Source organism: Streptomyces sp. NBC_01352, from assembly GCF_036237295.1.
In the GTDB taxonomy this organism is placed as follows: Bacteria; Actinomycetota; Actinomycetes; order Streptomycetales; family Streptomycetaceae; genus Streptomyces; species Streptomyces plumbiresistens.
Map to the genome: position 1 here is coordinate 1,679,879 of NZ_CP108354.1, position 21,607 is coordinate 1,701,485.

The window sequence follows — 21,607 nt, forward strand, 5'->3', positions numbered from 1 at the left end:
GTGGGATGCCGTCGCTACGGCTTGTTCGTCGAGCCCGCGTCGACGGTGAACTGCAGGCCCGTGACGTACCGCGCCTCGTCCGACGCCAGGAACAGCACGGCGTTCGACACGTCCCGCGGTTCGACGTACGGGGCGAGGGGGTTCATCGCGGCCAGGGCGAAGAGCGGTTCGCGCGCCGCGAGTTCTTCGATGGGCTCGCCGACGGTGATCCCCGTGTCGCTCACCCCGGTGGGGTGCACGGTGTTCACGCGGATCGCGTGCGGGGCGAGTTCGTTGGAGAGCGCCTTCATCAGGCCGACCACACCGTGCTTGCTGGCCACGTAGTGGGCGTAGGGCACATGGCCCCGGATTCCGGCGGCCGAGCTGGTGATGATGATCGATCCGCCCGACCCGGCCTCGATCATCCCGGGAATCGCGGCCCGTGTCGTGTTCCAGACGCCCTTGAGGTTGACGTCCATGACGACGTCCCAGGCCTCTTCGGACAGTTCCCAGGCGCTCCCGATGGTCATGATGCCGGCGTTCGCCACCACCACGTCGAGCCGGCCGAATGCGGTGGTGGCCGCGTCTACGGCGGCCCGGACCTCGGCGACCGAACGGACGTCGGCCTGCACGGCGACGCACCGGCGGCCGGTCGCCCGGACCAACTCCGCGGTCTCTTCCAGTTGGTCCTTCGTCGCGAGCGCGTACCGCAGTTCGTCGCTGATGTCATGGCAGACGTCGGTGACGACGACGTCCGCTCCTTCTTCCGCCAGCCGCACCGCGTGCGACCGGCCCTGGCCGCGGGCCGCTCCTGTGATGAGTGCGACCTTGTCCGCTACCCGCCCCATGGTCAGCCTCCGTTCGGCCCGGCCAGTTCGTCGACGGCCTCGCGCAGGGCCCGCAGCCGGGGCTCGAGGAGAGCGCGCTCCGCCCGGTCGCCGTCGCCGAGTTCGGCGAGGCGCGTCTCGGTCTCGGTGATCTCCGTGCGGAGCCGCTCGGATGCCTCCTCGCGGGTCAGCAGGTCCAGGTCCGTCCAGTCCGAGCGCTCGGACTCCGGCCGCCTGCTCATGCGGGGAGGTTGTAGAGACGGCGGGTGTTCAGTTCCACGATCTTGTGCACCTCGTCGTCCGGCACCTCGGCGAGGACCTCCGCCGCGTAGGCGCGGCTCTTGGGCCAGTACGAGTCGGAGTGCGGGTAGTCGCACTCCCAGGTGATCTTGTCGACGCCGACGTGGTGCCGTACCTCCACACCGAACCGGTCGTCGATGAAGCAGCCGTGGAAGTGCTTGTGGAACAGCTCCGAGGGCCGCACGCTCTGGTTGACGTTCTGGTAGAAGCGGTGCCGCTCCCAGGTGCCGTCGGCGCGCTCCAGCAGGTAGGGGATCCAGCCGATCCCGCCCTCGGACAGGCCGATCTTCAGCTTGGGATGCTTGTGGAGCACCGGGGAGAACAGCAGGTCGGCCGTGGCGAACATGGCGTTGCAGCCGAACAGGGTGATCGTCACCGCGAACGGGGCCTCCTCGGCCGTCTTCGGCGGCTTGCCCGAGGTGCCGAAGTGCAGGCACAGGGGCATGTCGGTCTCCTCGGCCGCCGAGAACATGGGGTCCCAGTAGTCGGTGTGGAAGGACGGCAGGCCGCGCGGGGCGGGGTTCTCCGGGAAGGAGATCGCCTTCGCCCCCTTGGCGGCGGTCCGGTGGATCTCCGCGACGCAGAGCTGCACGTCCCACATCGGCATGATGACCAGCGGGATGAGCCGCCCCGGCGCGGTGGCGCACCACTCGTCGAGGACGAAGTCGTTCCACGCCTGCACGCACAGCAGTGCCAGCTCACGGTCCTTGCCGTCCAGGAAGACGTGGCCTGAGAACCCCGGGAAGGACGGGAAGCAGAGCGCGCCCCACACCCCGTCGAGGTCCATGTCCCGCAGCCGGGCCTTGGGGTCGTAGCACCCGGGGATCATCTCGTCGTAGCGGGTCGGCTCCATGCCGAACTCCTCGGGCTTCTTGCCCGCGACCGCGTTCAGTCCGATGTAGGGGTAGACGCGGTCCTCGTAGACCCACACCTCCGCCGGGGCCTGGCCCTCGCCCCGCGGTCGCTCCACGCTCCGCGGGCCCGCCTCCCGGTACTTCGCCGGCAATCGGTCCGACCACAACCGCGGGGGCTCGATCAGATGGTCGTCGGTCGACAGGAGTTTCATCCAAGGCTGCAACGGCATCGTCGCGCTCCCTCGTCGTGATCGCCCCGAACACACGCAGTGCACAGCCGCACACCAGGCGCGCTGGCATCCAGACTCTACATCCGCCGCTGCATTGCGTATACTGTTCTGACTCCGACTTTCGAGAAAGACCGGCGTTCCGTGGGGACTTGGGCCATATGCTGCGTCCATTAAGGTCACCCATATCGTGAACGACTCGAAGGGTCTCGACATGGCCGTCCCCGCACCGGTCCGCCCGCTGCCCCAACCGACGCTCGCCAGCGCCGCGTTCTGGAGGGCCGGAGCCGACGGCGGCCTGCGGATCTCCCGGTGCGGCGACTGCGGGCGCCGCTTCCATCCGCCGTTGCCGGTGTGCCCGTCCTGTCGCGGCCGCGAGGTGTCGCTCGCGCCGGTCTCCGGCAAGGCGGTGGTCGTCGGATTCAGCGTCACCCACCAGAGCTGGCTGCCCTCGTTCCCGCCGCCGTACGTCGTGGCCGTGGTCGCCCTGGCCGAGGACGACCGGGCTCGGCTGACGACCAACATCGTCGGGTGCGAGCCGGACGCGGTGCGCGTCGGGATGCGGGTCCGGGTGCGCTTCGAGCGGCACGACGACCTGTATGTCCCGCTGTTCGAGCCGGACTTGGAGACCGAGGCCGCCGAGGGCCCCGGTCCGCTGCCCGCGCAGCGCGAGGTCCGCTCGGCCCTGCGGCCCATGGCCTCGCCCCACAAGTACGAGGACCGGGTGGCGCTGACCGGCGTCGGCCAGTCCCGGGTGGGCCGGCGGCTCATGGCCGACCCGGTCTCGATGGCCGTCGACGCGTGTCTGGCCGCGGTGGCGGACGCGGGGCTCGAACTCGACGAGATCGACGGGCTGTCCACGTATCCGGCGGTGAGCCCGACGGGCCTCAGCGAGGGCGGGATCACCGCGCTGTCCGAAGCGTTGCAGCTGCGTCCCACGTGGGTCAACGGCGGCAGCGAGGTGCCCGGGCAGATCGGCTCGATCACCGCGGCGATGCTCGCGGTCGCCTCGGGGCTGTGCCGGCATGTGCTGTGCTTCCGTACGGTCTGGGAGTCCTCGCACGCCGCGCTGGTCCGGTCCGGCCAGTGGGAGCCGGCCGGCGGCCGCGCCACCGGGATGTTCGAGTGGCGCAGCCCGTTCGGGGCGGTGTCGGCCGCGCAGTGGATCGCCTGCAACGCCTCGCACTACATGCACCGTTACGGGGTGGGCCGGGAGGCCCTCGGCGCGATCGCCGTCACCACGCGGGCGGGCGCGGCCCGCAACCCGGAGGCCCTCTACCGCGAACCGCTGACCCTGGACGACTACTTCGACGCCCGCATGGTGTCCACGCCGTTCGGGCTGTACGACTGTGACGTCCCGTGCGACGGCGCGGTGGCCGTCGTCGTCTCGGCCGTGGAGACCGCCGCGGACCGCCCGAAGCCGCCCGTCCTGGTCGAGGCGGTCGGCACGGCGATCCTGGAACGGCTCAGCTGGGACCAGGACACCCTCACCCACACCCCGCAGTCGTTCGGCCCCTCGGCCCACGTGTGGAGCCGCACCGGCCTGACGCCCGCCGACGTCGATGTCGCCCTGCTCTACGACGGGTTCACGTTCAACGCCCTGTCCTGGATGGAGGGCCTCGGATTCTGCGGGCCGGGCGAGGCGACCGACTTCATCGCCGGAGGCAAGACGATCGCGCTCGACGGCAGGCTCCCGCTCAACCCGCACGGCGGGCAGCTCTCGGCGGGCCGGCTGCACGGATACGGGTTCGTGCGCGAGGCCATGCTGCAACTGCGCGGCGAGGCCCACGGGCGTCAGGTCGAGGGCGCCCGGGTCGCCGTCGTCACCTCTGGCGGCGGGGTGCCGTCCGGGGCGATGCTGCTGAGGAACGCGCGGTGACCCGCCGTTGGCAACGGCGGGTCTCCACATCCTTGCGCGAGCGGCGGGTCGCACCGTCACGAAGCCGCCAGCTGTGCCGTCGCCTCCGGCTTCTCCTTCGCCTCCGCGAGCTCGGCCTCCTCGTGCTTGATGGCACGCAGCAGCATGGCGGGCGTGGCGATCTTCCAGATCGTGTACACGATCGTCGGGATCAGGTACGCGAGCAGTCCGTTCCACGCGAACGGCCCGGTCTTGTTGAGGTAGACGAAGGCGCCCGGGATGAGGGCCACCCCCAGCACGATGTTCAGCCAGCCGAACCAGCGGGGGAAGATCGGCTTGGCGCGGCGGTCGATGAGTGCTCCGTATCCGATGCACCAGACCTGCAGGACGAAGATGCAGGCGTTGCCCACCAGCATGAGCCAGTAGATGTCGACCATCGCGGACAGGACGTCGGCGGAGTGACGCTCCGGTCGATAGGCCGCGGCGGAGAGGATCGCGAGCGGGAAGAAGAACCCGATCGGCGCGACCACACCGGTGAGGACCTGGGTCATGGACAGCAGGCCCCAGCCGCCCTCGATCCTCTTGAGCTGCAAGCTGGTCACGACGACGAACGGGTACTCGAACGGGACGGTCAGGACCATGATCGCGACGCAGGCGAGGATCCCCGTCTGGTTGTCCTTCAGCCACTCGACGACTTCGTCGGAGCTCAGTGTCGGGTCCATGGGCGTGATGAGGCCACCGGTGGTGTAGGCGGCCATGAATCCCACGAGCAGGATGAAGCCGCACCACGCCGAGAAGCGCTGCAACTTCATGTACCTGTCTTGATGCATGACGGATCTCCTTTGATCTCGTTCCGGTGAGTCAGACGACCGCGTCGGCGAGGTCGAGCACCGCGAGATACGCGAAGGCGACGCTCGAACCGATCGGGGTCCCGGCGCCCGGGTAGACGCGCCCCGACATCGCGGCCGCGGTGTTCCCGGCCGCGTAGAGCCCGGCGATCGGCTGCCCGTCCGGGCGCAGCACCCGCGCGTGCTCGTCGGTCTTCAGGCCGCCCTTGGTGCCGATGTCGGACGGGACGATGGTCGCGACGTAGTACGGCGGGGTGTCGAGCGGAAGCAGCAGCGCGTTCGGCCAGTCCGGGGTGGGCGGCGCCGGGTGGTTCAGCTCGGGTATGTAGGGGAAGGGCAGCACGTACTGGAACATCTGGTCCCAGGGCGTCTCGCCACGATGGAACTTCTCGTCGACCCCGGTGTGCGCGTAGCCGTTGTACTCCTCGATGGTCTTGCGCAGCGCGTCGAGCGGTACGTCGATCAGCTTCGCCAGTTCCTCAAGGGTGTCGGCCTTCTTCAGCGCGCCCGACTCGAACCACTCGGGGGCCACCGGCTGGTCGGCCGGGCCGCCGAAGCTGTCCCGGTCGAGCTGGCGCTGGTCCAGAACCCAGTGCACGGGGACGTGGGAGACACCCGTCGTCGTGTGCAGGCGGACGATCTCGTGCCCGGCCTGGTCGTAGGGGGCCGCCTCGTTCATGAAGCGTTCGCCGGCGCCGTTGACCCATATCCCGGCCCGCATGCCGGACTGGAAGGTCGGACGGCCGTCCGGCTGCACGAGGCCCGGGACGTACCAGGCCTCGTCGAGCAGGTCGGTGGCGGCACCGATCGCGATCCCGGCCAGGAGCGCGTCGCCCGTGTTGCCCGGGGCGCCGTGCGACCACTGACTGGCCTGGTCGAACGGCTGGTGCTTCGCGCGCAGTTCGCGGTTGCGCTCGAAGCCGCCGGCGGTGAGGATCACGCCGCGTTCGGCGCGGAACCTGACCCGTTCGCCGTCGCTCACCGCCTCCACGCCGACGACCCTGCCGTCCTCGACGAGCAGGCTCTGCAGCGCGGTGTCGAGGCGGAGCGAACCGTGACCGGTCTCCAGGAACGCCGAGAGCGCCCTGCCGATCAGCGCGCGGCCGCCGCTGAGGACCGGGCCCTCGTCGACGCCCCACCGCTCGGCGGGGATGGAGGTGCGGACCAGCCGGGTGTTCTCTCCGAGCTCGGCGACGGGGAGCGGCGGCGGGAAGACGGTGTGTCCCGTGGGGGACGCGCCGGGGACCGACGCGTAGTACTCCGGCACAGGGGCGTGCACGAACGACTGGAACCACGGGTTCTTCTCGAGTTCGTCGATCAGCTGGACGCCGGCCCGCAAGTAGGCGTCCTGGAGCGGTTCCCGGGAGCTGTCGTCGACGATGGTGCGCAGATACGTCCTGGCCTCCTCGACGCTCTCGTCGAGACCGGCCCGCCGCACCGGCGCGGAGCCCGGAAACCACAGACCCGCACCGGAGTAGGCGGTCGTGCCGCCCACCAGGTCGGTCTTCTCGATGACCAGCGTGCGCAGGCCGCGCGACGCCGCCACATAGGCCCCGACCAGGCCTCCGCCCGATCCGACGACGATGACGTCGTACGTCTCGTCGTGGTTGTCCTCATTGAGAGTCACCATTGACCTCCACGTAGGGAACGGACCCGCGGAGGCCGTCGGCCTCGCTCACGGTAATTAGTGATCCGGAATCCGACTGGCTCGTCGTGAAGCACGGCGCGGAGTGACAGCGCCGCGACTGGGCCGCTCCTTGCCCCATCCCTGGGCGGAGCCGCCTGTCACCATCGCGTACTGCACGGATGGTGGCTGCCATCCATCGCAGTGTCAATGGCTATTAGGGCTACTGATTTCTCGTACTGGGGGGCACTATGGGTGTCAGTCGTCCGATTGGCGGCACAAGGAGGTGCCGCAATCGGCCGGCGTGAGGTGTGCACAAGGAGGTCGCACATGTCCGATGGTCCGGCGAGCATGGTCGATCGGGTCGTCCTGATCCTCGGCGTCTTCGAGCGCTCCGGAGGGATGCTGACGCTGGGGCAGATCAGTTCGCGCAGCGGCCTTCCCCGCTCCTCCGTGCACCGGATCCTCCAGCAACTGGTCAGCGCCCGCTGGCTCCAGCGGCACGACAACGAGTACACGCTCGGTCTGCGCATGTTCGAGATCGGCAGCCTGGTCGTGCACCGCACCCGGCTCACCGACGTGGCCCGGCCCTTCATGCAGCAACTGCGCGCGTCCACCGGGCATGTGGTGCACCTCGCGCTGCTCGACGAGCACGACGTCGTCTACCTGGAGAAGGTCGGCGGGGCGTTCGGCAGCACGTTGCCGTCCCGCGTCGGCGGCCGGCTCCCCGCCCACTGCACGGGGGTCGGCAAGGTGCTCCTGGCGTACTCCCCGAGGCCGGTGGTCGACCAGTACCTCAAGGAGGGTCTGTGCCGCCGGACGCCCGCGAGCATCGCCACCCAGGAGGCCCTGGAGGCGGCGATGGTCAGGATCCGCAACTGCGGATACTCAACCGAGGTCGGTGAGGTGGTCCCTGGCGTGGCGTGCGTCGCGGCGCCGATCCTCGAACTCGACACGGCCGTGGCGGCGGTCTCCGTGTGCGGTCCCCGGGAACGGGTGCGGGTCGAGGAGCTCAAGTACCGGGTCATGTGGACCGCCGCGGAGATATCCCGGCGTCTGACGGCCACCGCCCACCCGGTCCCGGCCGCGTGATCGATGCTGTCCCGCTCAGCGGACGCGCCCCGTCCGCCGTCGGGTCGCAGACGGAACGATGACCCCGTGATGGACGAAGACGTGGGAAGTGCAATGGACCAAGTCACCCTGGTCGCGGACGCGAAACGGCTGGTGAACGCCGTACCGCAGGAGCCCGGCCGCCCGGCCGCGTCCGTCCCGTACAGCGGCAGGATCCCCGGGAGGACCTCGTGAGCGCGCGGGCGGACGCCGTGCGCGCGGCGGCCGATCGCCTGGAGGGGGCGAGCGGTTCGGGCCGGGCGTGCCCGCCCGTCGTCGACCTGATCGGCCCGGGCGACATCGGGCTGGCGTACGAGGTGCAGCAGGCCGTGACCGCACGCCGCCTGTCCGCCGGGGGCCGTCTGATCGGCCGTAAGATCGGGCTGACCTCCGCAGCGGTCCAGTCGCAGGTCGGGGTCGACCGGCCGGATTTCGGTGTACTCTTCGCCGACATGCGGTACGCGGACGGCGAAGTCGTCCCCTACCGCCGGCTGTTGCAGCCGAAGGCCGAGGCCGAGATCGCCTTCCTCCTCGGCAGCGACCTGACCACCGCCGAGGACCCGGCCGAGGTGCGCGCCGCGGTCGAACTGGCCTACCCCGCCGTGGAGATCGTCGACAGCAGGATCGCCGACTGGCGGATCGGCATCACCGACACGGTCGCCGACAACGCCTCCTCCGGAGTGTTCGTGCTCGGCGACCGCGGACTGCCCCTGGACTCCTTCGATCCCGCCGAGGCCCGCATGACCATGCGACGGGACGGCGAGGTCGTGTCGAAGGGCACCGGGCGCGACTGTCTCGGCGATCCGCTCAACGCGCTGACCTGGCTCGCGGCCACGGCCGTCGAGTTCGGTTCCCCGCTGCGGGCCGGGGACCTGGTGCTCTCGGGCGCCCTCGGCCCGATGGTCGCGGTGCGGCCGTCCGACGTCTTCGAGGTGGCGATCGAGCCACTGGGCACGGTCACCGCACGCTTCTCTGGAGAGGACGACTGATGACGGATCGCGTGGGAGTCGCGATCGTCGGCTCCGGCAACATCGGAACCGACCTGATGATCAAGATCAAGCGCACCTCACCGACCCTGGAAGTGCTCGCGATGGTGGGCATCGACCCCGCCTCCGACGGCCTCGCCCGGGCCGCCCGGATGGGCGTCGCGACCACGTCGGACGGTGTGGCGGGGCTGCTGAAGATGCCCGAGTTCGAGGACGTGCGGATCGTCCTGGACGCCACCAGCGCCGCCGCGCACGAGGCGAACGCGCGGCTGCTGGAGCCCCACGGGCGGCGGCTGGTCGACCTGACCCCGGCGGCGCTCGGACCGTACGTGATCCCGCCGGTCAACCTCGACGAGCACCTCGACGCCCCGAACATCAACATGGTCACCTGTGGCGGGCAGGCCACCATCCCCGTCGTCGCGGCGGTCTCGCGGGTGACCGAGGTGCCGTACGCGGAGATCGTCGCGTCGGTCGCCTCCCGCTCCGCGGGACCCGGCACCCGGGCCAACATCGACGAGTTCACCGAGACGACCGCACACGCCATCGAAGCGGTGGGCGGTGCCCGCCGGGGCAAAGCGATCATCATCCTCAATCCCGCCGAGCCACCCCTGATCATGCGCGACACGGTGTTCTGTCTGATCGGCCGGGCCGACCACGACGAGGTGCGCGCGTCGATCGAGCGGATGGTCGCCGAGGTGGCGGCCTACGTGCCCGGCTACCGGCTGGTGCAGGAGGTGCAGTTCACCCCCGTCGAAGCGGACGACATGGCGACCCTCCTGCCACCGGGGACCGGTCCGGTCGACACCAAGGTGTCGGTGTTCCTGGAGGTCGAGGGGGCGGCACACTACCTGCCCGCCTACGCCGGGAACCTCGACATCATGACCTCCGCCGCCAAACGCGTCGCGGAACGGATCGCCGAACGGCCGGCGGAGGTGGCGGCATGACCACGGACACGAGCGCGCCCGCGACCACGACCACGAAGGTCTACGTCCAGGACGTCACCCTCCGGGACGGAATGCACGCCATCCGCCACCGGATCGCGCCCGAACAGGTCGGCCGGATCGTCGCGGCCCTGGACGCCGCCGGCGTCGCCGCCATCGAGGTCAGCCACGGCGACGGCCTGGCCGGCGCGAGTCTCAACTACGGGCCCGGCAGCAACACCGACTGGGAGTGGATCGAGGCCGCCGTCGCCAACGCCTCCCGGGCGGTCATCACCACGCTCCTGCTGCCCGGGGTGGGCACCATCGCCGAACTGCGCCGGGCCCACGAGCTCGGCGTGCGCTCGGTGCGCATCGCCACCCACTGCACCGAGGCCGACGTCGCCGCGCAGCACATCGCCGAGGCCCGCGCGCTCGGCATGGACGTGTCGGGCTTCCTGATGATGAGCCACATGACCGGGCCGGCCGAACTCGCCGCCCAGGCCCGCCTCATGGAGTCGTACGGGGTGCACTGCGTGTACATCACCGACTCCGCCGGCCGGCTCACCACCCAGGACGTCCGGGACCGGGTCCGCGCCTACCGGGACGTGCTGGACCCCGCGACGCAGATCGGCATCCACGCCCACGAGAACCTCTCCCTCGCGGTGGCCAACTCGGTCGCCGCGGTCGAGGAGGGCGCCTTCCGGGTCGACGCCTCGCTCGCCGGCCAGGGCGCGGCGGCGGGGAACGCGCCGATCGAACCGTTCGTCGCGGTGGCCAACCTGCTGGGCTGGGAGACCGGTTGCGACCTGTTCCAGCTGGAGGACGCGGCGGACGACCTCGCCCGTCCGCTGCAGGACCGCCCGGTGCGGGTCGACCGGGAGACCCTCACGATCGGCTACGCCGGTGTCTACGGCAGCTTCCTGCGGCATGCCGAGCACGCGGCGCAGCTCTACAAGGTCGACACCCGCGACATCCTCGTCGAGGCCGGCCGACGCGGGCTCGTCGGCGGCCAGGAGGACATGCTCACCGACATCGCGCTGACCCTGCGCGCCGAGGCATGACCCCGCTCCTGCCCGAATCCCCTGCTGACTATCGACTCGAAGGAGAGCGCAGATGACTCAGCCCGAATACGACCCGGGTCCGCAGATCGCCTACGCGGGCATCATCAACCTCGGCACGCCGGACCTGGAGCGCTCGCTCTGGTTCTTCCGGGACCTGCTCGGCATGGAGGTCGTCGAGCAGGTGGGCGGCAAGGCCTATCTGCGGGGTTACCAGGAGCTCGTGCACCACTCCCTCATCCTCACCCAGCAGGCCGAGGCCACGGTGAACGCGTACGGCTTCCGCGTCAAGCGCAAGCAGGACGTGGAGCTGTTCCACAAGGAGCTCACCGAGCAGGGCATCCAGACGCTGGAGCTGGCCGCCGGTCACGAGGCCGGCCGGGGTGAGGCCGTCCGCTTCCTGGTGCCGGGCAGTGAGCATCCCTTCGAGCTGTACTACGAGATCGACAAGCCCGAGGCCGAGGAGTCGCTCCGCTCCAAGGTCCCGAGCAACAGCTCGCGCCGCCGCGGACTCGGCGTGCGCCGCCTGGACCACATCAACCTGCAGACCAGCGCGAGCACGGTCAACCAGGCCGAGGGGTGGCTGCGCAAGTCCCTGGGCTTCAAGCGCCGCGAGTTCGCCCGGATTCCGCAGGCCCCGGACATCCTCATGGCGTCCTGGCTGTCGGTGACACCGCAGGTGCACGACCTCGCCATCGGGGTGTGCGCCGACGACGCGCCTGGCCAGTTCCACCACGTGGCGTTCAACGTCGAGAACTTCCACGACATCCTGACGGCGGCGGACCAGATCCGCGATCTCGACATCGCCTACGGCGCGGGACCGGGCAAGCACGGCATCGGCCAGGCGATGTACCTGTACATCCACGACCCGGGCTCCGGCCACCGCATCGAGCTCTACTCCGGCGGCTACCACATCTTCGACCCGGACTGGGAAGCGCTCGAGTGGAAGCTGCCCGAGCTGGAGTTCGGGCAGACCTGGTACGGCGACGTCCTCGACGTGGGCCCCGGCGGTCAGTTCCTGTCCACCTCGCCGTCGGCCGGCCTGACTCCGTGACCCGGTGACGGCCGCGGGGCACGCGGGGCGCCCTGCCCCGCGGCCGTCACCGGACCGACCTCTTCTCTGCCTGAAAGGGCCACGACGATGACGAGTGCAACCTACGAATCGACGTTGGTGACGAAGGACGTCGAGGGTCTCACGTTCGCCTACCACGAGGCGGGCGAGGGCGAGCCGCTGATCATGCTCCACGGGTCGGGGCCCGGTGTGAGCGCCTGGTCGAACTTCGGGGACAACCTGCCCGTGTTCGCCGAGCAGTTCCGGACGGTCATGCCGGACCTGCCGGGCTTCGGCGGGACCGGACTCCCCGAACTCGACGAGGTCTACCCGGTGGTCGCGGCCCGGTGGATCGCCCGCTTCATGGACCACCTGGGCATCGAGTCCGCGGCGTTCGTCGGCAACTCCATGGGAGGCGCGGTCGCCGCCGAACTCGCCGCCCAATTCCCCGAGCGCGTACGGCGGATGGCCATCATGGGCTCGGGCGGACTGTCCGTCGGAATCTTCGCGGCCGAACCGAGCGAGGGCTTCTCCCGCCTGTTCGAGTTCCTCGAAGACCCGACCCGCGAGCGCATGGTCGCCTGGATCAGGACGATGGTGCACGACCCCCGCCTGATCACCGACGAGCTGGTCGACGAACGGATGCGCAACGCCACCGCCGAGGGCGTGATCGGGCGTATGAAGGCGATCTTCGGCTCGATGTTCGACCCTCGCCGGCGCGAGACGTACACGCCGCTGTGGACGCGCGCGGCGAGCTTCACCACCCCGACGCTCATGCTCTGGGGCCGCGACGACCGCATGCTCCCGTACGACCAGGCGCACTTCGCGAACCGGTGGCTGCCCGAGATCGAGCTCCACAGCTTCGCCCACTGCGGGCACTGGGTGCAGGTCGAGCGGAAGTACGACTTCGAGCGCGTCGCGATCGAGTTCCTCACCCGCAAGGCGCCCGGCCCGGACGCCCGTTCGTGATCCACGAAGTAGCAGGAGGTATGCGACATGGCGCATGAAGTGGTGAACCGGATCGAGGAGATCGGGCCGAAGCTCGCGGCACTCGCCGACGAGAACGAGAAGCTCGGCAAGCTGAGCGACGAGACCGTCGCGCTGCTGCGTTCGTCGGGCGTGATGCGGATGCTGCAGCCCGCGAAGTTCGGTGGTGACGTCGCGCATCCCCGGGACTTCGCGGAAGCGGTGATGGCGGTGGCGCGGCACGACGGCGCGGCGGGCTGGGTGTCCGGCGTCGTCGGGGTGCACCCGTGGGAGGCCGCGCAGATGGATCCGCGGCTCACGCAGGAGATCTGGGGCGAGGACCCGGACACCTGGATCGCGTCGCCGTACATGCCGAACGGGATCGCCGACCCGGTGGACGGCGGGTACGTCCTCAGCGGACGCTGGCCGTTCTCCTCGGGAGCCGACCACTGTCAGTGGGACTTCCTGGGGGCGCTGCTCGGTGACGGCAAGGGCAAGCCGGCGCAGCCGATCACCGTGCTGCACGTGGTCCTGCCCCGCTCGGACTACGAGATCATCGACGACTCCTGGGACGTGGTCGGCCTCTCGGGCACCGGCAGCAAGGACGTCGTCGTCACCAACGCCTTCATCCCCGAGCACCGGGCGATCAGCCAGGAGGACGTCCAGGACGCGGTGGCCGCGGAACGCAACGGGGCCGACGAGACCGTGTACAAGCTGCCCTTCACCTCGATGTTCCCGCTCGGGATCACGTCGGCCGTCATCGGAATGTGCGAGGGCGCGCTGGCCACTCATGTGAACCAGCAGCGCGACCGGGTCTCCGTGACCGGGACCCAGATCCGTGACGATCCGTACGTGCTCTCCGCCGCCGGAGAGGCGGCCGCGGAGATCGCCGCGTCCCGGGTGCAGCTGATCGACGGCATCAGCCGGATCTACGATCTCGTCGACGCCGGAAAGCCGGTGAGCGTCGAGGACCGGTCGGAGATCCGGCGCAACCAGATCCGCTGTGCCTGGCGGGCCGTCTCGGCCCTCGACGAGATCGTCGCACGGTCCGGCGGGAACGCGTTCCGGCGCGGCAACCCACTGCAGCGGCTCTGGCGGGACGCGCACGGGGGACTCAACCACATGATCCACGTTCCCGGCTCGACGTATCACGCGAACACCCTGGCCCGGATGGGTCTGGAGCTGTCGCCGCCGATGCGGATCGGGATCTGACCTCCGGTCCGCACCGCGACAAGAGTTGGGAGACGTCGTATGAGCCAGCCGGACGGGGAGATCGACGGACTGCGCTTCCGTGACGTGCTGGGCCACTTCCCCACGAGCGTGGTCGCCATCACCACGGAGGGTGCCGGTCAGCGGCCGGAGGGGATGGTCGTCGGGTCCTTCACCTCGGTCTCCCTCGATCCGCCCCTGGTGTCGTTCCTGGCGGACCGTTCCTCGGGAACCCTGCCGAAGATCCTCGGCGCCGGGCGCTTCTGCGCCAACGTGCTCGCCGCCGACCAGGAGCTGCTGAGCCGAAAACTGGCGGCCAGGGGCACCGACCGGTTCGACGGCGTCGCCTGGAAGCCGTCCGCCGCCGGAAATCCCGTGCTGGACGGGGTCGTCGCCTGGGTGGACTGCGGGATCGAGCAGGTCGTCGAGATCGGCGACCACTTCCTGGTCGTGGGACGGGTCCGCGATCTGCGCGTCGAGTCGGCGAAGACACCGCTGCTGTTCTTCCGGGGCGGCTACGGCGACTACTTCTCGACCACCTCGCTCCTGCTGGACCAGCTCATCGGCTGGTAGGGGCCGGACCAACGCCGGACCGACACCGGAGCAGCACAGCCGGAGCATTCAGAGAGGAGACCCGCATGGGCCGGGTACAGGACAAGGTCGTCTTCATCACCGGAGCCGCTCGGGGGCAGGGCCGCGCCGAAGCGGTGCGGCTGGCCGAAGAGGGCGCGGACATCATCGCGATCGACGTCTGCGAGGGGATCGACAGCGTCGACTACCCGCTGGCGAGCCGCGCCGACCTGGACGAGACCGTACGTCTGGTGGAGAAGCTGGGCCGCAGGATCGTGGCGCTGCCGGCGGACGTCCGTGACCCCGCCGCGTTGCAGGCCGCGGTCGCCGAAGGGGTGGAGCGACTGGGCCGGCTGGACTCCGTGGTCGCGCAGGCGGGGATCGCCCCGATCGGCCGGGCCGAGGCGCAGGCGTTCATGGACGTCGTCGCGGTGAACTTCAACGGTGTGGTGAACGCGGTCCAGGCGGCGCTGCCGCATCTGCCCGACGGGGGCTCGGTCATCGCGACCGGTTCGACCGCGGCGCTGATGCAGTCCTCCGACATGACGAGCAGGCCGGACTTCGGGAAGCTCGGCTACTCGTTCGCCAAGCGGTCGGTGGCGGCGTTCGTCAACGACCTGGCGGTGGCGCTCGCCCCGCGCAGGATCAGGGTGAACGCGGTGCACCCGACGAACTGCAACACCGACATGCTCAACAGCGAACCGATGTACCGGGAGTTCCGCCCGGATCTGGAGAACCCGACGCGGGAGGACGCGCTGCCCGCGTTCCACGTGATGACCGCGTTCGGACTGCCGTACGTGGAGCCGCGCGACATCGCCGACATGGTGCTGTTCCTGGTGTCCGACGAGTCCCGCTACGTGACGGGCATGCAGATGCGCGTCGACGCGGGCGCGATCGTCCAACGGCGGCCGCAGCAGCCGCAGTTCTGAGCGCGAAGAGGCGGTGGCGTACCCCGACGGGTACGCCACCGCCTCTTCGCGTGCGAGCGGGTGTCAGCTGGTCTCAGCTGGTCTCAGTGGAGCAGCTCGATGATCGTCGCGTTCGCCGTGCCGCCGCCCTCGCACATCGTCTGCAGCCCGTAGCGCAGGTTCCGCTGCCGCATCCGGGCGAGCATCCGGGTCATCAGGATGGCCCCGGAAGCGCCGAGCGGGTGCCCGACCGCGATGGCCCCGCCCAGCGGGTTGAGCCGCTCGGGGTCGGCGCCGGTCTCGGCCAGCCAGGCCAATGGGACCGGTGCGAACGCCTCGTTGACCTCGAAGACACCGATGTCGTCGACGGACAGCCCGGCTCGGCCCAGCACCTTCTCGGTCGCCGGGATCGGGCCGGTGAGCATCATGACGGGGTCCGCGCCGCTGACCGCTCCGCTGTGGTAGCGCGCGATCGGGGTGAGGCCCAGCTCGCGGGCCCGCTCCGGGGTGGTGATGAGGAGTGCGGCCGCACCGTCGGAGATCTGGGACGCGTTCCCGGCGTGGATCACGCCCTCGGGGCTGAACGACGGCTTCAGGCCGGCCAGCGTCTCGACGGACGTGCCGCGCCGCAGCCCCTCGTCCACCGCGAACTTGGTGCTGTCGGCCTCGATGGGCACGATGTGGTCGTCGAAGAGGCCCTCGTCGATCGCCGCGGCGGCCTTGGCGTGCGAGCCGGCGGCGTACTCGTCCACTTGCCGCCGGGTGAGGCCCCACTGCTCGGCGATCAGCTCGGCGCCGATGCCCTGGTTGAGCTCGGCTCCCTCGTAGCGGGCCAGGACGGCGGGCCCGTACGGCTGGCCGGTCGTCCGGTGCGAGCCGAGCGGGACCCTGGTCATCGTCTCCACACCGCCGGCGACCACCAGGTCGTACTGCCCGGCCATGACGGCGTGCGCGGCGGAGTCCACCGCCTGCTGGCTCGATCCGCAGGCCCGGTTGATCGTCACGCCGGGGACGTGGTCGGGCCAGCCGGCCGCGAGCACCGCGAACCTGCCGATGTTGCTCGACTGGTCGCCGATCTGGGTGACACAGCCCCAGAGCACGTCGTCCACGGTCCCGGGGTCCACCCCGGTGCGGTGGACGAGTGCGTTGAGCACCTGGGCCGACAGGTCGGCGGCGTGCACCTCGGCCAGTGAACCGTTGCGCTTGCCGATCGGTGTACGCACCGCGTCGACGATGACGGCGTCCCTCATGAACGGATCCTCTCGGTCGGTGGTGGGTCTAGTCGGCGGACGTCTGTACGGCGGCGCCCTCGGCCACGAGTTCGTCGGCGCCGCCGACTCCCCAGTCGTCGAGCACCGCCCGGGTGTCGGCGCCGAGGACCGGTGCCGTGGTCCCGGGGTGCGCCGCAGTCACCGAGAACCGCGGTGCCGCGGCCGGCTGTACGACGCCGTCCCGGGCGACCAGGCTCCCGCGTGCGGCCAGGTGCGGGTGGGCGGCCGCCTCGCCGAGGTCCAGTACGGGTGCGACGCAGGCGTCGGTCCCTTCGAACAGCACCGCCCACTCGTCCCGTGTGCGCTGCGCGAACCGCTTCTCCAGGCTGAGCCGCAACTCGGGCCAGGTGGACCGGTCGTACTGCCGGTCCGGGTCTGCGTCGAGCTCCAGCAGGCCGACCAGGCGCCGGTAGAACTTCGGCTCCAGCGCGCCGACCGCCATGTGCCGGCCGTCCTGCGTCTCGTAGACGGCGTAGAACGGCGATCCGCCGTCCAGTTGGTTGACCCCTCGCTCGTCGGTCCACGCGCCGCGGGCCAGCTTCGCGAAGGTGCTCGCCAGCAGGTGGGCGGTGCCGTCGACGATGGCCGCGTCGACGACCTGCCCCCGGCCGCTCCGCCCGACGGCATGCAGGGCCGCCAGCACGCCGATCACGAGGTAGCAGCCGCCGCCCCCGTAGTCACCGAGGAGGTTGAGCGGAATCTGCGGCGGCCCGCCCGCGGACCCGATCGCCCCCAACGCCCCGGTGAGAGCGATGTAGTTGACGTCGTGTCCGGCCGCGGCGGCCAGCGGTCCGTCCTGTCCCCAGCCGGTCATCCGGCCGTACACCAGCCGGGGATTGCGTGCCAGGCACGCGTGCGGACCGATGCCCAGCCGCTCGGTCACCCCCGGACGGAATCCCTCGATCAACACGTCGGCCCGCCCGACCAGTTCGAGTACGGCAGCCAGTCCGGCCGGGTGCTTCAGGTCCAGCACCACCGACCGTTTCCCGCGGTTCAGTACGTCCGTGGGCCCGCCCAAAGGGCCGCCCACGCCCACCTCGTCCATACTTTCCGGCCGGTCGACACGGACCACCTCGGCCCCGAGGTCGGCGAGGAACATCCCGGCGAACGGGCCCGGGCCGATGCCGCCGAACTCGATCACCCGGCAACCCGCCAGGGGTCCCGCGGCCATGTCAGCGTCCCTTCCAGACCGGCGTCCGTTTCTCCTTGAAGGCGGTGGCGCCCTCGCGGGCGTCCTCGGAGGCGAACACGGGGTCGGTGATCTCGGACTGCTTCGCCCAGGCCTCCTCCAGGGTCCAGTCGGCCGTGGAGCGGGCGATCCGCTTGGTGGCCGCCACCGCGAGCGGGCCGTTCGCCGCGATCGTCCCGGCGAGTTCGAGCGCGCCGTCGAGGGCGCCGCCCTCCTCGGTGAGCCGGTTGACGAGGCCGATCTCGGCGGCCCGTTCGGCGCCGATCGGCTCGCCGGTCAGCAGCAGTTCCAGCGCGATGGCGAACGGAACGCGTCGCGGCAACTGGAGGGCCGCTCCCGCGCGGGCGACGAGGGCGCGCTTGACCTCCGGCACGCCCAGCCTGGCCGTGCGGGCCGCGACCACCAGATCGCAGGCGAGCAGAAGCTCGAAGCCCCCGGCGAGCGCCCAGCCCTCGACGGCGGCAACGAGCGGTTTGCGCGGCGGAGTCATGGTGATCCCGCACAGTCCCCGGCCCTCGATCGACGGCCTCTCGCCCCGCAGGAACGCCTTCAGGTCCATCCCCGCGGAGAACGTCCCCCCGCTGCCCGTGAGCACGCCGACCCGCAGGTCCTCCGACGCGTCGAGTTCGTCGACCGCGTCGGCCACGGCCCGGGCCACGGCGGCGGTCAGCGCGTTCTTCGCGGTGGGCCGGTTGATCGTCACGACCTGGACGGCGCCACGGCGTTCGACGAGCACCTCGTCCGACACGTCCCCTCCCCTCCTCCGTACGGAAGTTGTGGTCAATTCAGTGCACCAGTCTCGCCGAAGGAGGCGGCACATCGCTTAGAGTAGCTCGCATAGAGGCAAATGCGTATACTCAATTCGTCCACGCTGGAGGGGGAGGCCGATGCGCCGCACGCTGTTCACCCAGGACCACGAGGACTTCCGGCTCCTGGTCCGCGACTTCCTCGCCCGCGAGGTGGTCCCGGTGTACGAGGAGTGGCGACGGGCCGGGCTCGTCCCCCGCGAGCTGTTCACCTCGCTGGGCAAGCTCGGCATCATCGGCACCGCGATACCGGAGGAGTACGGGGGCGGCGGTCAGGACGACTACCGCTACAACGTCGTGATCCAGGAGGAGTGCGCCCGCGCGTGCGTGACGCTGGGCGGTCTGCGCACCCATCTGGACGTGGTCGTCCCGTACTTCACGGGCCTCGCGAACGCAGCGCAGCAGGCCCGCTGGTTCCCGGGACTGGCCTCGGGCGAGCTCTACACGGCGATCGCGATGAGCGAGCCGGGCACCGGCTCCGACCTGGCCGGCATCGCCACGACCGCGGTCCGCGACGGCGACCACTACCTGCTCAACGGGTCCAAGACCTTCATCACCGGCGGTCATCACGCCGACCTGGTGATCGTCGTGGCCCGCACCTCCACCGATCCGGAGAACCGGCGGGCCGGCCTGTCGCTGCTCGTGGTGGAGAAGGGCATGCCCGGGTTCACCGTGGGGCGGAAGCTGGAGAAGATCGGGCTGGCCACGCAGGACACCGTCGAGCTGTCCTTCGCCGATGTCCGGGTCCCCGCCGCCAACCTGCTCGGCGAGGAGGGTGCCGCGTTCTCGTCCCTCGGCCGCAATCTGGCGCAGGAGCGACTGGCCATCGCGGTGGGCGCGGTCGCCCAGACCCGGACCGCGATCGACCTCACCGTCGCCTACGTCCGCGAACGCACGGTGTTCGGCAAGCCGGTCGCGCACTTCCAGAACACGAAGTTCGAACTCGCCGCCATGGCCGCCGAGTCGGAGGCCGCCCAGGCCATGCTCGACGCGGCGGTCACCGGGCTGGTCGCGGGCGAGCTGAGTGCCGTGGACGCGGCGAAGACCAAGCTGTTCTGCACCGAGGTGCAGGGCCGCGTGGTCGACCGGTGTCTCCAACTGCACGGCGGCTACGGCTACATCCTGGAGTACCCGATCGCCCGGCTGTACGCCGACGCTCGCGTGACCCGCATCTACGGCGGCACCAGCGAGGTCATGAAGACCATCATCAGCAGGTCCCTCGGTCTGTAAGGAGCAGGTATGCGCATCGACGGTTCCTCCGCGCTGGTCACCGGCGGCGCCTCCGGGCTAGGCCTCGCCACCGCGCGCCGGATCATCGACCGCGGCGGCCGTGTGGTCATCGCCGACATCTCCGAGGAACAGGGCGCCAAGGCGGTGGCCGACCTCGGCGACGCCGCCCGGTTCGTCCGCGCGGACGTCACCGACGCGGCCGCGGTCGAGGCCGCGCTCGACGCCGCGCGGCAGCAGGGTCCGCTGCGCTGCGTCGTGCACTGCGCCGGACGCGGTGGCGACCGTACCCGGATCCTGGACAAGGACGGCGCCCCCGGGGACCTCGACACCTTCGCCGAGGTCGTCCGGATCAACCTGATCGGCACCTACAACGTGCTGCGCCTGGCCGCCTCCCGTATCGCCGAGAACGACGTCCTCGACGACGGCGACCGTGGTGCCCTCGTCCTCACGGCGTCCGTGGCCGCGTTCGACGGCCAGATCGGGCAGACGTCCTACAGCGCGTCGAAGGCGGGCGTGCACGGCATGACGCTGGTCGCCGCCCGGGACCTGGCGAGCCGGCAGATCCGGGTGAACACCATCGCCCCCGGCATCATGGACACCCCCATGCTCGCCCGGCTGCGCGACGACATCCGCGAGGGCCTCGCCGCCACCGTGCCCCATCCCAAGCGGCTCGGCGCCCCCGACGACTTCGCCCGGCTGGCCCTGGAGATGCTCGAGAACCCGTACCTGAACGGCCAGACGGTCCGGCTCGACGGGGCGATCCGGATGGCCCCGCGCTGACGCCCGTCCTGCGGCCGGGTCAGGCCAGCAGGTCCAGCGCCTCGTCGAGGAGCACCGGCAGTGCGGGCAGCATGCGCCGGTGCATCTCGGTGAACCGCCCTGTCTTCCGGGCCCTCTTGATGAGCAGCGCCGTCGCGGCGGACTCCTTGTACTTGGTCAGCGCCTCGAACCACGCCAGGTCCCGCAGCCGTTCACCTCGCGCCTCCTGATAGGCCTCGACCAGCTCCGCCTTTCCCGGCATGCCCGTCGGCTCGTCCGACACCGACGCCGGGTGGCGGGCCTCGTCGGTGAAGAAGGTCAGCCAGGTCACGTCGATGCGGGGGTCGCCCAGCGCCCAGATCTCCCAGTCGATGAGCGCGGTGACCCGGTCCGCCTCGCACAGCGCGTTGCCGAGCCGGTAGTCGCCGTGGGTGATCACCGGTGCCACCGGGGCGGGCAGGGTGGCGTGCAACCGGTCGGCGACCGTCTCGTGTCCGGTGCACAGGTCGTCGGGGACGGTCGTGAACGCCCGTGTCCAGCGGTCGACTTCGGCGGCGAGCGGGACCAACGGCTCCGCCGCGAGCGAGGTGTCGCGCGGCTCGACCCGGTGCAGGGCCGCGAGCATCCGTACGGCGTCGAAGGCCCGGGCCCGTACCCGGTCGGCGGGCACCGTGCCGCGCGGCGCGAGCACCGGCTCGACGCACTGCCCGGGCACGAGCTCCATGGCCACGAACGGCGGTGCGCCCGCGTCGCAGAACAGCACCGCCGGTACGCGTACCCCGGGCCGGCCCGCCAGGGCCCGCATGAGCCGCGCATGCCGCAGCACGTCCCGGTTGCGGACCGGGGCGAGTCCGGGCGGGGCCACCTTGAGGACCACCCGCTCGTATCCGGCCGGAACACCGGACAGTTCGGCCACGTACGTCAGGCTCGACGTGCCGCCGGTGAGCGGCTCGACCCCCCGCACCGCCGCCTCGGGGATCCAGTCGCGGACGGCCGTCGCCGTGCGCGTGGCCAGGTCCGGTACCAGTTCCGCGCTGCTCGCGGCGATGCTCACGAT

Annotated in this window: 21 protein-coding genes; 12 read left to right on the forward strand and 9 right to left on the reverse strand. The window is 70.7% G+C overall.

Features of this window, described 5'->3' with window-relative positions:
- Positions 1 to 14: 14 nt before the first annotated feature.
- From OG252_RS08090 to OG252_RS08100, 3 genes are read right to left on the reverse strand one after another with little or no spacing between them, the layout of a single operon-like run.
- Positions 15 to 827 carry a mycofactocin-coupled SDR family oxidoreductase gene (locus OG252_RS08090; RefSeq protein WP_329334827.1) on the reverse strand — a complete coding sequence of 271 codons (813 nt, stop codon included), beginning with the start codon at positions 825 to 827 and terminating at the stop codon, positions 15 to 17.
- A 2-nt stretch (positions 828 to 829) separates the two neighbouring features.
- Entirely contained in the window at positions 830 to 1,048 is a 219-nt protein-coding gene (locus OG252_RS08095) for a hypothetical protein (protein ID WP_329334829.1), read from the reverse strand.
- Positions 1,045 to 2,190: an amidohydrolase family protein gene (locus OG252_RS08100; RefSeq protein WP_266450953.1), complete on the reverse strand. Its 1,146-nt coding sequence runs from the start codon at positions 2,188 to 2,190 to the stop codon at positions 1,045 to 1,047. Before OG252_RS08100 ends, OG252_RS08095 begins: the two co-directional genes overlap by 4 nt.
- 187 nt (positions 2,191 to 2,377) lie before the next feature.
- Here OG252_RS08100 and OG252_RS08105 point away from each other — a divergent pair, with 187 nt between their 5' ends.
- On the forward strand, positions 2,378 to 4,066 hold the full coding sequence (locus OG252_RS08105; RefSeq protein ID WP_329334831.1) for a thiolase C-terminal domain-containing protein: 1,689 nt from the start codon (positions 2,378 to 2,380) through the stop codon (positions 4,064 to 4,066).
- Between the two features lie 56 nt (positions 4,067 to 4,122).
- On the opposite strand, the gene OG252_RS08110 is transcribed toward OG252_RS08105, so the two are convergent.
- Both OG252_RS08110 and OG252_RS08115 read right to left on the reverse strand, forming a co-directional pair.
- Positions 4,123 to 4,875 (reverse strand): hypothetical protein, encoded by a 753-nt coding sequence (locus OG252_RS08110; RefSeq protein WP_329334834.1) that lies wholly within the window; start codon positions 4,873 to 4,875, stop codon positions 4,123 to 4,125.
- A 31-nt stretch (positions 4,876 to 4,906) separates the two neighbouring features.
- On the reverse strand, positions 4,907 to 6,523 hold the full coding sequence (locus OG252_RS08115; protein WP_329334836.1) for an FAD-binding protein: 1,617 nt from the start codon (positions 6,521 to 6,523) through the stop codon (positions 4,907 to 4,909).
- 324 nt (positions 6,524 to 6,847) lie between these two features.
- Here OG252_RS08115 and OG252_RS08120 point away from each other — a divergent pair, with 324 nt between their 5' ends.
- The 9 genes from OG252_RS08120 (at position 6,848) to OG252_RS08160 (ending at position 15,316) form a co-directional block, all read left to right on the forward strand.
- Positions 6,848 to 7,609: an IclR family transcriptional regulator gene (locus OG252_RS08120; RefSeq protein ID WP_266450949.1), complete on the forward strand. Its 762-nt coding sequence runs from the start codon at positions 6,848 to 6,850 to the stop codon at positions 7,607 to 7,609.
- A gap of 209 nt (positions 7,610 to 7,818) precedes the next feature.
- Positions 7,819 to 8,616, forward strand: a complete 798-nt coding sequence (locus OG252_RS08125) for a 2-keto-4-pentenoate hydratase (RefSeq protein WP_329334838.1) — start codon at positions 7,819 to 7,821, stop codon at positions 8,614 to 8,616.
- Complete coding sequence (locus tag OG252_RS08130; RefSeq protein ID WP_266450947.1) at positions 8,616 to 9,557, forward strand: acetaldehyde dehydrogenase (acetylating); 942 nt, start codon at positions 8,616 to 8,618, stop codon at positions 9,555 to 9,557. The genes OG252_RS08125 and OG252_RS08130 overlap by 1 nt, the downstream gene beginning before the upstream one ends.
- Positions 9,554 to 10,594, forward strand: a complete 1,041-nt coding sequence (gene dmpG / locus OG252_RS08135; RefSeq protein WP_329334841.1) for a 4-hydroxy-2-oxovalerate aldolase — start codon at positions 9,554 to 9,556, stop codon at positions 10,592 to 10,594. The genes OG252_RS08130 and dmpG overlap by 4 nt, the downstream gene beginning before the upstream one ends.
- Before the next feature lie 52 nt (positions 10,595 to 10,646).
- Entirely contained in the window at positions 10,647 to 11,645 is a 999-nt protein-coding gene (locus OG252_RS08140) for a VOC family protein (protein WP_266450945.1), read from the forward strand.
- A gap of 87 nt (positions 11,646 to 11,732) precedes the next feature.
- Positions 11,733 to 12,611 carry an alpha/beta fold hydrolase gene (locus tag OG252_RS08145; RefSeq protein ID WP_266450944.1) on the forward strand — a complete coding sequence of 293 codons (879 nt, stop codon included), beginning with the start codon at positions 11,733 to 11,735 and terminating at the stop codon, positions 12,609 to 12,611.
- Positions 12,612 to 12,638: 27 nt separating this feature from the next.
- On the forward strand, positions 12,639 to 13,820 hold the full coding sequence (locus OG252_RS08150) for an acyl-CoA dehydrogenase family protein (protein WP_266450943.1): 1,182 nt from the start codon (positions 12,639 to 12,641) through the stop codon (positions 13,818 to 13,820).
- A gap of 39 nt (positions 13,821 to 13,859) precedes the next feature.
- The gene (locus OG252_RS08155) at positions 13,860 to 14,390 is read left to right on the forward strand and encodes a flavin reductase family protein (protein ID WP_329334844.1); all 531 of its coding nucleotides are present in this window, start codon (positions 13,860 to 13,862) and stop codon (positions 14,388 to 14,390) included.
- Between the two features lie 65 nt (positions 14,391 to 14,455).
- Positions 14,456 to 15,316, forward strand: coding sequence for a mycofactocin-coupled SDR family oxidoreductase (locus OG252_RS08160; RefSeq protein ID WP_329334846.1), 861 nt, complete (start codon positions 14,456 to 14,458; stop codon positions 15,314 to 15,316).
- Positions 15,317 to 15,399: 83 nt separating this feature from the next.
- On the opposite strand, the gene OG252_RS08165 is transcribed toward OG252_RS08160, so the two are convergent.
- From OG252_RS08165 to OG252_RS08175, 3 genes are read right to left on the reverse strand one after another with little or no spacing between them, the layout of a single operon-like run.
- Positions 15,400 to 16,545, reverse strand: coding sequence for a thiolase family protein (locus OG252_RS08165; RefSeq protein WP_329334848.1), 1,146 nt, complete (start codon positions 16,543 to 16,545; stop codon positions 15,400 to 15,402).
- A gap of 28 nt (positions 16,546 to 16,573) precedes the next feature.
- Positions 16,574 to 17,737 (reverse strand): CaiB/BaiF CoA transferase family protein, encoded by a 1,164-nt coding sequence (locus OG252_RS08170; RefSeq protein WP_329334849.1) that lies wholly within the window; start codon positions 17,735 to 17,737, stop codon positions 16,574 to 16,576.
- Position 17,738: 1 nt separating this feature from the next.
- Entirely contained in the window at positions 17,739 to 18,503 is a 765-nt protein-coding gene (locus OG252_RS08175; protein ID WP_266450938.1) for a crotonase/enoyl-CoA hydratase family protein, read from the reverse strand.
- A 139-nt stretch (positions 18,504 to 18,642) separates the two neighbouring features.
- Between OG252_RS08175 and OG252_RS08180 the strand changes: the two genes are divergently transcribed.
- A complete protein-coding gene (locus OG252_RS08180) occupies positions 18,643 to 19,791 on the forward strand; it encodes an acyl-CoA dehydrogenase family protein (protein ID WP_329334852.1) in 1,149 nt (382 codons plus the stop codon).
- Positions 19,792 to 19,800: 9 nt separating this feature from the next.
- Entirely contained in the window at positions 19,801 to 20,571 is a 771-nt protein-coding gene (locus OG252_RS08185) for an SDR family NAD(P)-dependent oxidoreductase (RefSeq protein WP_266450936.1), read from the forward strand.
- Positions 20,572 to 20,590: 19 nt separating this feature from the next.
- Here the strand turns inward: OG252_RS08185 and OG252_RS08190 are convergent, their stop codons facing one another.
- A complete protein-coding gene (locus OG252_RS08190; protein WP_329334855.1) occupies positions 20,591 to 21,604 on the reverse strand; it encodes a phosphotransferase family protein in 1,014 nt (337 codons plus the stop codon).
- Positions 21,605 to 21,607: the final 3 nt, after the last annotated feature.